The sequence below is a fragment of the Geodermatophilus tzadiensis genome (assembly GCF_003002915.1).
GTDB classification, from domain to species: domain Bacteria; phylum Actinomycetota; class Actinomycetes; order Mycobacteriales; family Geodermatophilaceae; genus Geodermatophilus; species Geodermatophilus tzadiensis.
The window spans coordinates 23,829-38,033 of the sequence record NZ_PVTG01000023.1; the positions used below are offsets into that span (position 1 = coordinate 23,829).

At 74.5% G+C, this 14,205-nt stretch carries 12 protein-coding genes; 9 read left to right on the top strand and 3 right to left on the bottom strand.

The window, feature by feature from the left end:
- Positions 1-12: 12 nt before the first annotated feature.
- A complete protein-coding gene (locus LY71_RS21990; RefSeq protein ID WP_245888238.1) occupies positions 13-1,563 on the bottom strand; it encodes an FAD-binding oxidoreductase in 1,551 nt (516 codons plus the stop codon).
- A 236-nt stretch (positions 1,564-1,799) separates the two neighbouring features.
- Here LY71_RS21990 and LY71_RS21995 point away from each other — a divergent pair, with 236 nt between their 5' ends.
- The 3 genes from LY71_RS21995 to LY71_RS22005 all read left to right on the top strand — a co-directional run bounded on the left by LY71_RS21995 (position 1,800) and on the right by LY71_RS22005 (position 4,874).
- Positions 1,800-2,570, top strand: a complete 771-nt coding sequence (locus tag LY71_RS21995; protein ID WP_281261629.1) for an IclR family transcriptional regulator — start codon at positions 1,800-1,802, stop codon at positions 2,568-2,570.
- A 79-nt stretch (positions 2,571-2,649) separates the two neighbouring features.
- Positions 2,650-3,129 carry a MarR family winged helix-turn-helix transcriptional regulator gene (locus LY71_RS22000; RefSeq protein ID WP_106281901.1) on the top strand — a complete coding sequence of 160 codons (480 nt, stop codon included), beginning with the start codon at positions 2,650-2,652 and terminating at the stop codon, positions 3,127-3,129.
- Positions 3,130-3,212: 83 nt separating this feature from the next.
- Positions 3,213-4,874: a DHA2 family efflux MFS transporter permease subunit gene (locus LY71_RS22005; protein WP_245888230.1), complete on the top strand. Its 1,662-nt coding sequence runs from the start codon at positions 3,213-3,215 to the stop codon at positions 4,872-4,874.
- Between the two features lie 63 nt (positions 4,875-4,937).
- Here LY71_RS22005 and LY71_RS22010 read toward each other — a convergent pair whose 3' ends face one another.
- Together LY71_RS22010 and LY71_RS22015 are read right to left on the bottom strand one after the other, a co-directional pair.
- The gene (locus LY71_RS22010; RefSeq protein ID WP_106281855.1) at positions 4,938-5,378 is read right to left on the bottom strand and encodes an OsmC family peroxiredoxin; all 441 of its coding nucleotides are present in this window, start codon (positions 5,376-5,378) and stop codon (positions 4,938-4,940) included.
- Positions 5,379-5,469: 91 nt separating this feature from the next.
- Positions 5,470-5,943, bottom strand: a complete 474-nt coding sequence (locus LY71_RS22015; RefSeq protein WP_211297485.1) for a MarR family winged helix-turn-helix transcriptional regulator — start codon at positions 5,941-5,943, stop codon at positions 5,470-5,472.
- 203 nt (positions 5,944-6,146) lie between these two features.
- On the opposite strand from LY71_RS22015, the gene clpB reads away from it, so the two are divergent.
- From clpB to LY71_RS22045, 6 genes are all read left to right on the top strand, one after another.
- Positions 6,147-8,732 carry an ATP-dependent chaperone ClpB gene (gene clpB / locus LY71_RS22020; RefSeq protein ID WP_106281857.1) on the top strand — a complete coding sequence of 862 codons (2,586 nt, stop codon included), beginning with the start codon at positions 6,147-6,149 and terminating at the stop codon, positions 8,730-8,732.
- A gap of 188 nt (positions 8,733-8,920) precedes the next feature.
- A complete protein-coding gene (locus LY71_RS22025; protein WP_146146212.1) occupies positions 8,921-9,601 on the top strand; it encodes a hypothetical protein in 681 nt (226 codons plus the stop codon).
- A 65-nt stretch (positions 9,602-9,666) separates the two neighbouring features.
- Complete coding sequence (locus LY71_RS22030) at positions 9,667-11,358, top strand: molybdopterin-dependent oxidoreductase (protein ID WP_211297486.1); 1,692 nt, start codon at positions 9,667-9,669, stop codon at positions 11,356-11,358.
- Between the two features lie 111 nt (positions 11,359-11,469).
- Entirely contained in the window at positions 11,470-12,144 is a 675-nt protein-coding gene (locus LY71_RS22035) for a fasciclin domain-containing protein (protein WP_106281861.1), read from the top strand.
- Between the two features lie 75 nt (positions 12,145-12,219).
- On the top strand, positions 12,220-12,774 hold the full coding sequence (gene pyrE, locus LY71_RS22040) for an orotate phosphoribosyltransferase (protein ID WP_106281863.1): 555 nt from the start codon (positions 12,220-12,222) through the stop codon (positions 12,772-12,774).
- Positions 12,775-12,805: 31 nt separating this feature from the next.
- Positions 12,806-14,203 carry an FAD-binding oxidoreductase gene (locus LY71_RS22045; protein ID WP_106281865.1) on the top strand — a complete coding sequence of 466 codons (1,398 nt, stop codon included), beginning with the start codon at positions 12,806-12,808 and terminating at the stop codon, positions 14,201-14,203.
- Positions 14,204-14,205: the final 2 nt, after the last annotated feature.

The following is a 14,205-nucleotide window of genomic DNA, read 5'->3' on the forward strand; positions in this document are numbered from 1 at the left end:
AGGAGGCTCCCATCAGAAGGCGGTCGCCTTGCCGGCCGCGACCAGCGGGTGCGGGGCGCCCTTCTTCTTCCCGGGCACCTCGCCGCACAGCCGCGGTGTGGGGAAGACCTTGCCCGGGTTGGCCACGCCGTCGGGGTCGAACGCGCAGCGGACCAGCTGCATGGTGTCGAGGTCCTCGTCGCTGAACATCTTCGGCATGTAGGCGGCCTTGTCGATGCCGACGCCGTGCTCGCCGGTGATCGACCCGCCGTGGGAGATGCAGAGGTCGAGGATGGCGCCGCTGACGGCCTCGGCGGCCTCCGCGGCGCCCTCCACCGCGTCGTCGAAGAGGACCAGCGGGTGCAGGTTCCCGTCACCGGCGTGGAAGACGTTGGCCACCCGCACGCCCGAGGACTCCGACAGCTCGGCGATCGACCGCAGCACGCCGGGCAGCGCCGTCCGCGGGATGACGCCGTCCTGCACGATGTAGTCGGGGCTGATCCGGCCGACCGCGGCGAACGCGGACTTGCGGCCCTTCCAGATCAGCGCCCGCTCGGCCGGGTCGGTGGCCACGCGGGTGGCGAAGGCGTGGTGCTCCTGGCAGATGCGCTCGACCTGGGCGAACTCGTGCTCGACCTCGACCGCCGCGCCGTCGAGCTCGATGACGAGCACCGCCCCGGCGCCGGCCGGGTAGTCGCAGTGCGTGGCGGCCTCGGCGGCCTCGATGGCCAGCGCGTCCATCATCTCGATCGCCGCGGGCACGATGCCGGCGCCGATGATGGCCGAGGTCGCCGCGCCGGCGTCGTCGGTGGAGGCGAACCCGGCGAGCACCGTGCGCACCTCCTGCGGGAGGCGGGTCAGCTTGACGATCGTGCGCGTCGCGATGCCGAGCGTGCCCTCGGAGCCCACGACGGCCCCGAGCAGGTCGTAGCCGGGGCTGTCGGGGGCCATCCCGCCGAGCTGGACGACGTCGCCCTGCGGCGTCACGAACTCCGCGCCGAGGACGTGGTTGGTGGTGAAGCCGTACTTCAGGCAGTGCGCCCCGCCGGAGTTCTCGGCGAGGTTGCCGCCGATCGAGCAGATCTGCTGGCTGCTCGGGTCGGGTGCGTAGTAGTAGCCCTTCGGGCCGGCCGCGTGCGTGACGTCGAGGTTGATGACGCCGGGGTCGACGACGGCCCGCTGGTCCTCGGGGCGGATCTCGTGGATGGTGCGCATCCGCGAGGTGACGACGAGGACGCCGTCGGCCCGGGGGAGGGCGCCGCCGGACAGGCCGGTGCCCGACCCGCGGGCGACGAACGGGACCCCGTGGTCGGAGCAGGCCCGCACCACGGCGGCCAGCTGCTCGGTGGTCTCGGGCAGCACCACCAGCGCCGGTGTCACCCGGTAGTGCGCCAGCCCGTCGCACTCGTAGGTGCGCAGCCGGATGTGGTCGCTGACCACCGCGTCCGGCGGCAGCGCCGCCTCGACCGCGGCGACCACCGCGGCCATGGCCTGCGGGTTGCTGCCCGCCTCGCCGGTGGCGCTCGTGGCCTCCGGCGGGACCGGGCCCTCGATCGGTCCCGCTGTCGTCTCCGTGCCGTGCATGCCGCTCACGTGCCGGCCTCCCGTCCGCCTCGTCGCGTCGGTGTGGATGGGATGGGTCTACTCGCTCCCGCCGGTCCCGGCATCCGGTCGCGCCCGTCTCCGGGCGGGTCACCCGGGAGGATGCCGAGTGTTCCGCACAGTGGAAAGGGAGGTCTACATTCCGGAAAACGGTGGGCCGGACGGTAGTGCGCCCGGTCACCGTGGCGCAAGACGGGGCCCCGGGCGGAGGTGCGGTGGTGGCCGGAGGAGCGGCGGACGGGGTCCAGTCGCTCGAGCGGGCGTTCGTGCTCCTCGAGCTGATGGCCGACGCCGGTGGTGAGGTCGCCATCAGCCGCCTGGCGGCCGACAGCGGGTTGCCGGTGTCGACCATCCACCGGCTGGTGCGCACGCTGGTCGGTCGCGGTTACGTGCGGCAGATGCCGTCGCGGCGCTACGTCCTGGGCCCTCGGCTGATCCACCTGGGCGAGTGCTCCTCGCGCACGCTGGCCACCTGGGCGCAGCCGCACCTGACCCGGCTGGTCGACGCCATCGGCGAGACGGCCAACCTGGCGATGCTCGACGGCGACCGCGTCGTCTACGCCGCCCAGGTGCCGTCCCGGCACTCGATGCGGATGTTCACCGAGGTCGGGCGGCGGGTGCACCTGCACTGCACGGGTGTGGGCAAGGTGCTGCTGGCCCAGCTGGCACCCGAGCAGGCCCGCCGGCTGCTCGACAGCGCCGGCATGCCGCTGCGCACCGAGCGCACGGTCACCGATCCCGACCGGCTGCTCGCCGAGCTCCCGGGCATCGCCGAGCAGGGCTACGCCGTCGACGACGGTGAGCAGGAGGCCGGTGTCCGCTGCGTCGCCGTCCCGGTGCCCGGCGGCTGGGCGGCCGGGGCGATCTCGGTGTCCGGACCGGCCGGCCGGCTCGGCATGGACGCCGTCGCGCGGGTGGTGCCGCTGCTGCAGTCGGCCGCCGCGGCCCTGGCCGCCGAGCTCCGCGAGGACCGGGCGCCCGCCGGCTGACACGGTAAGAAGTTGCCGACTACAACCAACTGGATGTATGGTTGTGGTCTGCAAGCACTTCTCCTCCCGCGAGGACGCCATGCCCCTCTCCTCCGCCACCCGCGACCGCCTGGTCGCCGGCGTCGTGCAGCTGCTGCGCACCGGCCGGCACGTCTCCTCCCGCGCGGCCGAGTCCGTCTACGGCGGGCTGCCCTCCTTCGGCTGGACGCTGCTGGTCCCGCTCGAGCGGGACGGCGAGCAGCGCTGCAGCGCCCTGGCCGCGCACGCCGGCGTCGACGTCTCCGTCGCCAGCCGCCAGGTCGCCGCCCTCGAGCGGGACGGCTACGTCGAGCGCCGGCCCGACCCGCACGACGGCCGGGCCAGCCTCATCGGGCTCTCCCCGGCCGGCGCCGCCGCGCTCGAGCGCACCCGCGAGCTGCGCTCGGCGTGGGCCACCGCCGCGCTCGCCGACTGGGACGAGGACGACGCCCGCCGGCTCGGCGAGCTCGTCGAGCGCCTCGCCGCCGACCTCGACCGCGCCGCCACGCCGGCCCGCCAGCCCATGGGGGCCGCCTCGTGAGCGGCGCCCGTCCTCCCGCCCCCGCACCCGCGCCACCGACGTCGCGGCCCTCCCCGACCCACCGCGAACCGTCCAGGAGCACCGTGACCACCACCCGCGAACCCGACACCGGCGCCGCCGGCCCGGCCGCCCCCGCGCCGTCCGCCCCCGGCACGGCCGCCGAGGCGCCGGCCGAGCAGCAGGGCCGGATGAGCCACCGCCAGATCCTCGAGGCGCTCTCGGGGATGTTGCTGGCGATGTTCGTGGCCTTCCTGTCCTCGACCGTCGTCTCCAACGCCCTGCCCACGATCATCACCGACCTGCGCGGCACCCAGAGCCAGTACACGTGGGTGGTCACCGCGACCCTGCTCGCGTCGACGGCGTCCACGCCGATCTGGGGCAAGCTCGCCGACCTCTTCAGCAAGAAGCTGCTCATCCAGCTCTCGATCGTGGTCTTCGTCGTCGGCTCGATGCTGGCCGGCCTGTCGCAGTCGGTGGAGACGCTCATCGCCTGGCGCGTGCTGCAGGGCCTGGGGCTCGGCGGCCTGCAGGCGCTGGTGCAGATCGCGATGGCCGCGATGATCAGTCCGCGCGAGCGGGGCCGGTACTCCGGCCTGCTCGGCAGCGTCATGGCCGTGGCCACGGTGGGTGGCCCGCTGCTCGGCGGCCTGCTGGTCGACACCAGCTGGCTGGGCTGGCGCTGGTGCTTCTACGTCGGCGTCCCGTTCGGCGTCGTGGCCCTGGTGCTGCTGCAGCGCACCCTGCACCTGCCGGTGACCAGGCGGAGGGTGCACATCGACTACCTGGGCGCCGCGTTCCTCGCCGCCGGTGTCTCGGCCCTGCTCATCTGGGTCACCCTGGCCGGGGACACCTTCGCCTGGGCGTCCACGGAGACCGCCCTGTTCCTCTCGGGCGGCATCGCGGCGGTCGTGGCCTTCGTGGTGACCGAGCTCCGGGCCACGGAGCCGATCGTCCCGCTGCGGCTCTTCCGCGACCGGACGACCACGCTGGCCATCGTCGCCAGCGTCGCGATCGGTGTGGCGATGTTCGGCTCGTCGGTCTTCCTCGGCCAGTACCTGCAGATCTCCCGCGGCTACTCGCCGACGGCGGCCGGTCTGCTCACCATCCCGATGGTCGGCGGGCTGCTGGTCTCCTCGACCGTCTCGGGCGTGCTCATCACCCGCTACGGCCGGTGGAAGGGCTTCCTGGTGGCCGGCTCCCTCCTCGTCGTGACCGGCTTCGGGCTGCTCGCGACCATCGACCACGAGACCGACATGGTCCTGCTCGGGGTCTTCCTGTTCGTGCTCGGCGTGGGCATCGGCATGACGATGCAGAACCTGGTGCTGGCCGTGCAGAACACCGTCGCGGCCACCGACCTCGGCGCGGCCAGCTCCGCGGTCGCCTTCTTCCGCAGCCTGGGCGGCACGATCGGCGTCTCGGTGCTCGGCGCGGTGCTCAGCGCCCGCGTCGGCGACCTCATCGCCGCCGGGCTGCCGCCGGAGGCCGCTGCCGCGTCCGGTGGGGGCGGTGTCGGCCTGGCCGACCTCGCCGACGCGCCGGCGCCGGTCCAGGAGCTCATCCGGGTCTCCTACGGCGACGCGACCGGGCGGGTCTTCCTCGTCTCCGCGGTGATCGCCGTGGCCGCCGTCGTGGCGATCCTGCTGATCCGCGAGGTGGCCCTGCGCACGGAGAGCGGCGAGGAGCAGCTGCGCCGGGAGTCCGGGCCGGCCCTGGCCGAGGACGACCGGGTCGGCACCGCCCGGTAGCCGGCCGAGGACGCACGACGGCCCGCTCCCCGATGGGGGAGCGGGCCGTCGTCGTGTGGCGCGTCAGCTCTCGAGGGCTGCGTCCAGGGAGATGTCGACGCCGGTCAGCGCCTTGCTCACCGGGCAGGCGACCTTGGCGTCCTGCGCGGCCTTCTCGAAGCCCGCGGCGTCGAGGCCCTCGACCTCGCCGCGCACCGTCAGCTGGATGCCGGTGAGCCGGAAGCCGCCCGCCGGGTCCGGGCCGAGGGAGACGTCGGCGGAGACCTCCAGCGACTGCGGCGTGCCACCGGCCTCCGCGATGATGGCCGACAGCTGCATCGCGTAGCAGGCGGAGTGGGCCGCGGCGACGAGCTCCTCGGGGCTGGTGGTGCCCCCGGCCTCGTCGGCGGCCCGCTTGGGGAAGCTGACCTCGTAGGTGCCGACCTTGCTGCTGCTCAGCTCGACCTGGCCGGACCCCTGCTCCAAGGTGCCGTTCCAGGCGGTGCGTGCGGTACGGGTGGGCATGCGGGTGCCTTCCGATCGGGGTGCCGGCGTCGTCTCGCCGGCCGGACCCCGCCGCCCTACCCCGGTGGGTTGGGCGCAACCCACCGGCCGGTCAGGAGCTGCGCGGCGACTCGTTCACCCGCTGCGTGAGCACGTGCAGCGTCTGCTTGAGGTCGGCGAAGTCGTCGACGTCGAGCCGCAGCGCGCAGATCATGTCCTGGGAGATCGCGAACGCCTTGTCCCGGAGGGCGCGGCCCTCGTCGGTGAGCGCGATGGACACCGAGCGCTCGTCCTCCACCCGGCGGTGGCGGGTGACCAGGCCGGCGGAGGTCAGCCGCTTGAGGAGCGGGGAGAGGGTGCCGCTGTCCAGCGCGAGCCGGTGGCCGAGCTGGCCGACGGTCTGCTGGTCCTCCTCCCACAGCAGCATCATCACGAGGTACTGGGGATAGGTGAGGCCCAGCTCCTCGAGCATCGGCCGGTAGCGCGCGGTCATCGCGCGGGAGGCGGCGTAGAGGGCGAAGCAGAGCTGGTCGTCGAGGGCCACGCTCGGCGAGGGGAGGCGGGGCTCCTCGGACGTCTGGGTCATGGCGCCGAGTGTAGGGACCATCTTGTCGCGTGGCATGCAGTTGTGTCTGGCGTCAACCCCTCCGGGCAAGGTCCCGTTGCTCCCCGGGAAGTAGGAGGACTTGAGCGGAACAGACTCAACTCCTGACTCGTTGCAGCTCACGACACCGAACCGGCCGGGACGACCCGGCCACCCGCCCGACGAGAGGACCGTCCGCACCGACCATGGAGAGCAAGCTCACCACCCGTTCCCAGGAGGCGTTCGCCGCCGGCCAGCGGCTCGCCGTCGACCGGGGGCAGGCCGCCCTCGAGCCGCTGCACCTGCTGGTGGCCCTGCTGCAGCAGACCGACGGGATCGCCGGCCCGCTGCTCACCGCGACCGGGGCCGACCCGGCCGACGTCCGCGCCAAGGCCGAGGCCGCGCTGCGGCGCATGCCCAGCGTCCGGGGGGCGACCGTCGCCGCACCCTCGCCGTCACGCGAGCTGCTGCGCGTGGTCAACGCCGCCGGCGAGCAGGCCAGCGCGCTGGGCGACGAGTACGTCTCCACCGAGCACCTGCTCGTCGGCCTGGCCGACTCGGAGGGCGAGGCCGGCGCGGTGCTCACCAGCGCCGGGGCCACCCGCGACGCGCTGCTGGCGGCGTTCCGCACCGTCCGCGGCAACCGCAGGGTGACCACCGCCGACCCGGAGAGCACCTTCCAGGCGCTGGAGAAGTTCGCCGTCGACCTCACCGAGCGCGCCCGCGAGGGCAAGATCGACCCGGTCATCGGCCGCGACACCGAGATCCGCCGCGTCGTGCAGGTGCTCTCCCGCCGCACCAAGAACAACCCGGTGCTCATCGGCGAGCCCGGCGTCGGCAAGACGGCGATCGTCGAGGGCCTGGCCCAGCGGATCGTGGCCGGCGACGTCCCCGAGAGCCTCAAGGGCAAGCGGCTCATGGCGCTCGACCTGGGCGCGATGGTGGCCGGCGCCAAGTACCGCGGGGAGTTCGAGGAGCGGCTCAAGGCCGTGCTGCAGGAGATCACCGAGGCCGAGGGCCAGGTGGTCACCTTCATCGACGAGCTGCACACCATCGTCGGGGCCGGCGCCACCGGCGACTCGGCGATGGACGCCGGCAACATGATCAAGCCGATGCTGGCCCGCGGCGAGCTGCGCATGGTCGGCGCCACCACGCTCGACGAGTACCGCGAGCACATCGAGAAGGACCCCGCCCTCGAGCGCCGCTTCCAGCAGGTCTTCGTCGGCGAGCCCTCCGTCGAGGACACCATCGGCATCCTGCGCGGCCTCAAGGAGCGCTACGAGGTGCACCACGGCGTGCGGATCACCGACGCCGCGATCGTCGCCGCCGCCACGCTGTCCGACCGCTACGTCACCGCGCGCTTCCTGCCCGACAAGGCCATCGACCTGGTCGACGAGGCCGCCAGCCGGCTGCGCATGGAGATCGACAGCCGCCCGGTGGAGGTCGACGAGGTCGAGCGGGCCGTGCGCCGCATGGAGATCGAGGAGATGGCGCTGGCCAAGGAGGACGACCCGTCCTCCCAGGAGCGCCTGGCCGCGCTGCGCGCCGACCTCGCCGACCGCCGGCAGCAGCTCGACGAGCTGACCGCCCGCTGGCAGCAGGACAAGTCGGCCATCGAGCGGATCCAGCGGATCAAGGAGGAGCTCGAGTCGGTGCGCACCGAGGCCGACCGGGCCGAGCGCGACGGCGACCTCGCCCGGGCCGCGGAGCTGCGCTACGGCCGGCTGCCCGAGCTGCAGCGCTCGCTGGTCCGGGCCGAGGAGTCGGTGGAGACCGGCGAGTCGATGCTCAAGGAGGAGGTCGGCCCCGACGACATCGCCGAGGTCGTGCAGGCCTGGACCGGCATCCCCGCGGGCCGGCTGCTCGAGGGCGAGACGCAGAAGCTGCTGCGCATGGAGGACGACCTCGGCCGGCGCGTCGTCGGCCAGCCCGACGCCGTCCGCGCGGTGTCCGACGCCGTCCGCCGGGCGCGCTCGGGCATCTCCGACCCGGACCGGCCCACCGGCTCTTTCCTGTTCCTCGGCCCCACGGGCGTGGGCAAGACCGAGCTGGCCAAGGCGCTGGCGGAGTTCCTGTTCGACGACGAGCGGGCGATGGTCCGCATCGACATGAGCGAGTACTCCGAGAAGCACTCGGTGGCCCGCCTCGTCGGTGCCCCTCCGGGCTACGTCGGCTACGAGGCCGGCGGTCAGCTCACCGAGGCGGTGCGGCGGCGGCCCTACACCGTCGTGCTGCTCGACGAGGTGGAGAAGGCCCACCCCGACGTCTTCGACGTGCTGCTGCAGGTGCTCGACGACGGCCGGCTCACCGACGGGCAGGGGCGCACGGTCGACTTCCGCAACACCATCCTGGTGCTGACGTCGAACCTCGGCTCGCAGCTCATCGCCGACCAGTCGCTGCCGGAGGAGGCGCGCCGCGCCGCGGTGATGGACGTCGTCCGGTCGCACTTCAAGCCGGAGTTCCTCAACCGGCTCGACGACGTCGTGGTGTTCCGCGCGCTGGGCAGCGAGGAGCTGGCCGGGATCGTCGACATCCAGGTCGGGGTGCTCGCCCGCCGGCTGGCCGCGCGCCGGCTGACGCTGACGGTCACCGACGCCGCCCGCGAGTGGCTGGCGATCAACGGGTTCGACCCGGTCTACGGCGCCCGTCCGCTGCGCCGGCTGGTGCAGTCGGCGATCGGCGACCCGCTGGCCCGGTCGCTGCTGGCCGGCGACATCCGGGACGGCGACGAGGTCGTCGTCGACGCGCCCGCGGACCTGGCCGAGGAGGGCCTCACCGTCCGCCGCGCCTGAGAGAGGACCTCCCTGCCTCCCCTGCAGGCAGGCCGGAGGAGCGTTCTCGAGGGCCCGCCGTCCCGACCGGGGCGGCGGGCCCTCGCGCGTCCGCACCGATCCGGTGTCGATCGGCCACACCTCCTGGCCCGCGGCCTGCACCGTCCGTGACGATCGGCGGGACACCCGAGACACGACAGGGAGCAGGGATGACGTCAGGACAGGGCGACTGGGACCCCCAGCAGGGCCGGCCGCCGCAGGGACAGCCGGGCTGGCAGGCGCCGCCGGGGCAGGGCTGGCAGAACCCGCCGCCCCAGGGTCCACCGCCCCCGGGCCCGCCGCCGCAGGGCCGGCCGGGGCCGCCCTCCGGCTACGCCCCCGCCCCGTCGGCTCCCGGCCCGCAGTTCCCGTCCGCGGCGCCGGAGCGGCCGACTCCCGTCCGGGTGGGGATCGGGGCCTTCCTCGCCGCCTTCATCCTCGGCCTCGTCGCGTCCGCGGTGCAGTTCTCCGACCTCGACGGCCTGGTCGCGCAGGCCTCCGCGGCCGCCGACGACCCGGCGATCACCGAGGACGTCGTCCGCGCCGGGATCGTCGTCGGTGCGGTGATCGGCCTGCTGCTCACCGCGCTGCAGGCGCTGTTCATCTGGCTGGCCTGGAAGGGCCGCAACTGGGCGCGCGTCGTCCTGCTGGTGCTCGGGGGCCTGAGCGTGCTGCTCGGCCTGAGCGCCCTGTCCGGCACCGGCGGGGGCATCGCGGGCTCGGGCTTCCTCGACTCGCTGTCGGTCTTCTCGCTGCTCATCACGCTGGTCGGGGTCGTCGCGCTGGCGGTGCGGCCGTCGAGCGAGTGGTACCGCGCGATGACCGCGCGCCGGCAGGCCGGGCTGCGCTGACGGCCCGTTACGCAACCGTGACCGCGGGACTGAACCCATCGGGCGGTTGACGGCGAAGACAGTCCGTGACCACCACCGAGCAGGCCGCCACGCCGGCCACCGGACCGGACGGGGCCCCGACCCCCTCCGGCCGGCGCCGGCGCCGGCTGCTCGCCGGGCTCGCCGGGCTGCCGGCCGCGGCCGTCGCCCTGGGTGCCGCCGAGCTCGCGGCCGGCCTCGTGGGCCCGTCCTCCTCGCCCGTCGTGGCGGTGGGGGGCACGGTCATCACGCTGGTCCCCGAGCCGGTCAAGCAGTTCGCCATCGCGACGTTCGGCGAGCACGACAAGACCGCCCTCGTCGTCGGCACCCTGGTGCTGGTCGCGCTGTACGCGGTGGTCCTCGGCCGGGTCGCGCTGCGCTCGCGCCGGGCCGGCGTCGCGGGCACCGCCGCCTTCGGCCTGGTCGGCGCGCTGGCGGCCGTCACCCGCCCCGCCGGCGGCCCGCTCGACGCGCTGCCCTCGGTGGCCGGCGCCGTCGTCGGCGTCGTCGCCCTGCTCGCGCTGGTCGCGCCGCTGACGGTGCCCGCCCCCGCGCGGCACGCCGCACCGCCGGGCGACGGCGGCGCCGCGCGGCGGCACGCCGACGAGGTCGTGCTGGACCGGCTGCGCGGGGCGCTGGGCACGGCCGACCGCAAGGGCGCCGGCATGGACCGCCGCCGCTTCTTCGTCACTGGCGGAGCCGTCCTCGGCGCGGCCGCGGTGAGCGGTGGTGCCGGTCGGCTGCTGCAGCGCCGCTTCGACGTCAGCGGGGCGCGCGGGGACCTCACCCTGCCCCCGCCGTCGTCCCCGGCCCCGGCGCTGCCCGCCGGCGCCGACCTCGCCGAGCGGGTCCCCGGCCTGACGCCGCTGTTCACCGCCAACCGCGACTTCTACCGCGTCGACACCGCCCTCACCGTGCCGCAGATCCGGCCGTCGGAGTACTCGCTGACGCTGCGCGGGATGTTCGACGCGCCGTGCAGGTACACGTTGCCCGACCTGTTCGACCGCGACGACGTCATCGAGCGCGACATCACGCTGACCTGCGTCTCCAACGAGGTCGGCGGCACCCTGGCCAGCACGGCCCGCTGGACCGGCGTCCCGCTGGGCGCCCTGCTCCGGGAGAACGGCATCCAGGCCGGCTCCGACCAGCTCGTCTGCCGCTCGCAGGACGGCATGACCATCGGTGCCTCCACCCGCGCGGCCCTCGAGGTCGAGGACGCGATGATCGCCTTCGGCCAGAACGGCGAGCCGCTCCCGGTGGAGCACGGCTTCCCGGTGCGGATGCTCATCCCCGGCCTCTACGGCTACGTCTCGGCGTGCAAGTGGCTGACCGAGATCGAGGCGTCCACCTACGACGCCTTCGACGTCTACTGGACCCAGCGCGACTGGGCGCGGCAGGCACCGGTCAAGCTCTTCTCCCGCATCGACACCCCGGTGCCGCTGCGCCGCTTCCCGGCCGGCCGGACGGCGATCGCCGGGGTGGCCTGGGCGCAGACCCGCGGCATCGCCCGGGTCGAGGTCCGGATCGACGACGGCGAGTGGCGGGAGGCGCAGCTGTCCCCCCGGGTCGACGCCGACCTGTGGCGCCAGTGGGTGCTGCCCCACGACTTCGCCCCGGGCGCCTACCAGCTCACCGTCCGCGCCACCGCGGCCGACGGTGAGGTGCAGACCGAGGAACGGGCCGCCCCCTTCCCGGACGGCGCCAGCGGCCTGCAGTCCATCCGGGTGATCGCGACGTAGCGGTCCCCGCACCCCCAGACCCGTCTCGGCCGCCGGCCGCAGACGCCTCTCCCGTCCCCTCGAACGGGCCGGGAGGGACTCCACCACGGACGACGACCCCAGGAGCACCTCGTGACGAAGACCCTGACCCGCGGCATCCTGCTGGCCTCCGCCTCCACCCTCGCGGTGACGCTGAGCGCCTGCGGCTCCTCCGACAGCGGCTCCACCGACAGCTCGGCGTCCTCGGACACCAGCAGCTCGACGGCCGACAGCGCGGCGGAGGAGAGCACCTCGAGCACCACCGCCATGACCAGCAGCGACGAGCCCTTCGGCGCGGGCTGCACCGCCGTCCCGGCCGACGGCGAGGGGTCGTTCACCGGCATGACCGACGACCCGGTCGCCACCGCCGCCAGCAACAACCCGGTGCTGTCCACGCTGGTGCAGGCCGTCACCCAGGCCAACCTGGTCGACGCCCTCAACAGCGCCCAGGACGTCACCGTCATCGCCCCGGCCAACCCGGCCTTCGAGGCCATCCCGGCCGACCAGCTGCAGGCCGTGCTGGCCGACAACGCCCAGCTGACCGCGATCCTCACGCACCACGTCATCGAGGGCCGCCTGGCCCCCGAGGAGCTGGCCGGCACCCACACCACCCTCAACGGCGACGAGATCACCATCGAGGGGTCCGGGGAGGCGTTCACGGTGGCGCAGACCGTGACCGGCACCCCCGCCTCGGTCATCTGCGGCAACGTGCAGACGGCGAACGCCACCGTCTACATCGTCGACCAGGTCCTGGCCCCGACCGCCTGAGCACGGGCCCGCTCCCAGCAGCGGCTCGGCTCCCACGGAGGGAGCCGGGCCGCCGGCCTGCGTAGGGTCGGCCGGGTGACGGCTCCTGCCACCCTCCCCGACCGCGACCGCCTGCTGCAGCTGGTCGTCGACCTCGCCGTCGTCCGCGGGCGCGTCACGCTGTCCTCCGGGCAGGAGGCCGACTGGTACGTCGACATGCGCCGGCTGACGCTGCACCACGAGGGCGCGCCGCTGGTCGGCCGGGTGATGCGCCAGCTCACCGGCGACCTGCGCTACGACGTCGTCGGCGGGCTGACCCTGGGCGCCGACCCGGTGGCCGCGGCCATGCTGCACGCCGCCGCGGCCGGGGAGGGGTTCCTCGACGCGTGCGTCGTCCGCAAGACGGGCAAGGCGCACGGCCTGCAGCGCCGCATCGAGGGCCCCGACGTCACCGGCCGGGCGGTGCTCGTCGTCGACGACGTCTCCACCACCGGCAGCAGCCCGCTGGCCGCCGTCGAGGCCCTGCAGGAGGCCGGCGCCGAGGTGCTGGGCGTGGCGGTGGTCGTCGACCGCGGCGGGCGGGCCGCCGTCGAGGCCGCCGGACTGGAGTACCGCGCCGCGTTCACCCTCGCCGACCTCGGCCTGGCCTGACCGGTCCCCGGCCCCGCCGTACCGTGGGGCGGTGACCGCGCTCACCACCGCCTGGGTCGACGAACTCACCGCCGCGCTCGGGCCGGACGCCGTCCGCACCGACCCCGACGTCACTGTCGCCTACGCCCGCGACCAGGCGCTCATGGCCGAGGCCGGCACCCCGGCCGCGGTGGTCTTCCCCCGCAGCACCGACGACGTCGTCGCGGTCGTGCGGCTCGCCTCCCGGCACGGCATCCCGGTGGTCCCGCGCGGCGCGGGCTCGGGCCTGGTGGGCGCGAGCAACGCCGTCGACGGCGGGATCACCATGGTGCTGACCCGCATGGACGCCGTCCTGGAGGTGTCGGCGGCCGACCGGCTGGCCGTCGTCCAGCCCGGCGTGGTCAACAAGGCGCTGCGCGACGCGGTCGCCGCCGAGGGGCTGTTCTACCCGCCGGACCCGGCCAGCTACGACTGGTGCACCCTCGGCGGCAACCTGGCCATGAACTCCGGCGGCCTGTGCTGCGTCAAGTACGGCGTCACCACCGACTACGTGCTCGGCCTGGAGGTCGTGCTCGCCGACGGCCGGGTGCTGCGGACCGGACGGCGCACCGTCAAGGGCGTCGCCGGCTACGACCTCACCCGGCTGTTCGTGGGCTCCGAGGGCACCCTCGGCGTCATCACCGAGGCGACCCTGGCGCTGCGGCCGGCGCCGGCCGCGGACCCGGTAACCCTGGTGGCCACCTTCGCCACCAGCGCGCAGACCGGGCAGGTCGTCGAGTCGGTGGTGACCAGCCGGGTGGTGCCCAGCATGCTCGAGGTGATGGACCGCACCTGCATCCGCGCGGTCGACGACATGCTGCGGGCCGACCTCGACCGCGACGCCCAGGCGCTGCTGGTCGCCCGGTCCGACGCCGGGGGAGCGGCCGCGCTGGCCGAGATCGCCGAGCTGACCCGGCTGTGCGAGGCGGCCGGCGCCGACCTCGTGCACTCCACCGCCGACCCGGCCGAGGGCGACCTGCTGCTCGCCGCCCGTCGCGCCGCGCTGCCGGCCCTCGAGCGGCTGGGCAGCGTGCTGCTCGACGACGTCGCCGTGCCCCGCTCGCGGGTGGCCACGTTCATCGACGGCTGCGACGCGATCTCCTCGCAGTACGGCCTGGTCATCGGCGTCATGGGGCACGCCGGTGACGGCAACATGCACCCGACGATCGTGTTCGACGCGACCGACGCCGACCAGCGGGCGCGGGCGGTGGAGGCCTTCGACGCCATCCTCGAGCTGGGCCTGTCGCTCGGCGGCACGATCACCGGGGAGCACGGCGTCGGCACGCTCAAGGCCGACTGGCTGGAGCGCGAGATCGGCCCGGTGTCGGCCGACGTGCACCGCTCGATCAAGGACGCGCTCGACCCCGCCGGGATCCTCAATCCCGGCAAGGTGGTGCGCCGCAGGGGCTGACG

Excerpts from the sequence above, each read along its gene's own strand:
- LY71_RS21990 (WP_245888238.1), bottom strand. The coding sequence starts at position 1,563 with ATGCACGGCACGGAGACGACAGCGGGACCGATCGAGGGCCCGGTCCCG.
- LY71_RS22000 (WP_106281901.1), top strand. The coding sequence starts at position 2,650 with ATGCCCCTCTCCTCCGCCACCCGCGACCGCCTGGTCGCCGGCGTCGTG.
- LY71_RS22010 (WP_106281855.1), bottom strand. The coding sequence starts at position 5,378 with ATGCCCACCCGTACCGCACGCACCGCCTGGAACGGCACCTTGGAGCAG.
- LY71_RS22015 (WP_211297485.1), bottom strand. The coding sequence starts at position 5,943 with ATGACCCAGACGTCCGAGGAGCCCCGCCTCCCCTCGCCGAGCGTGGCC.
- clpB (WP_106281857.1), top strand. The coding sequence starts at position 6,147 with ATGGAGAGCAAGCTCACCACCCGTTCCCAGGAGGCGTTCGCCGCCGGC.
- LY71_RS22025 (WP_146146212.1), top strand. The coding sequence starts at position 8,921 with ATGACGTCAGGACAGGGCGACTGGGACCCCCAGCAGGGCCGGCCGCCG.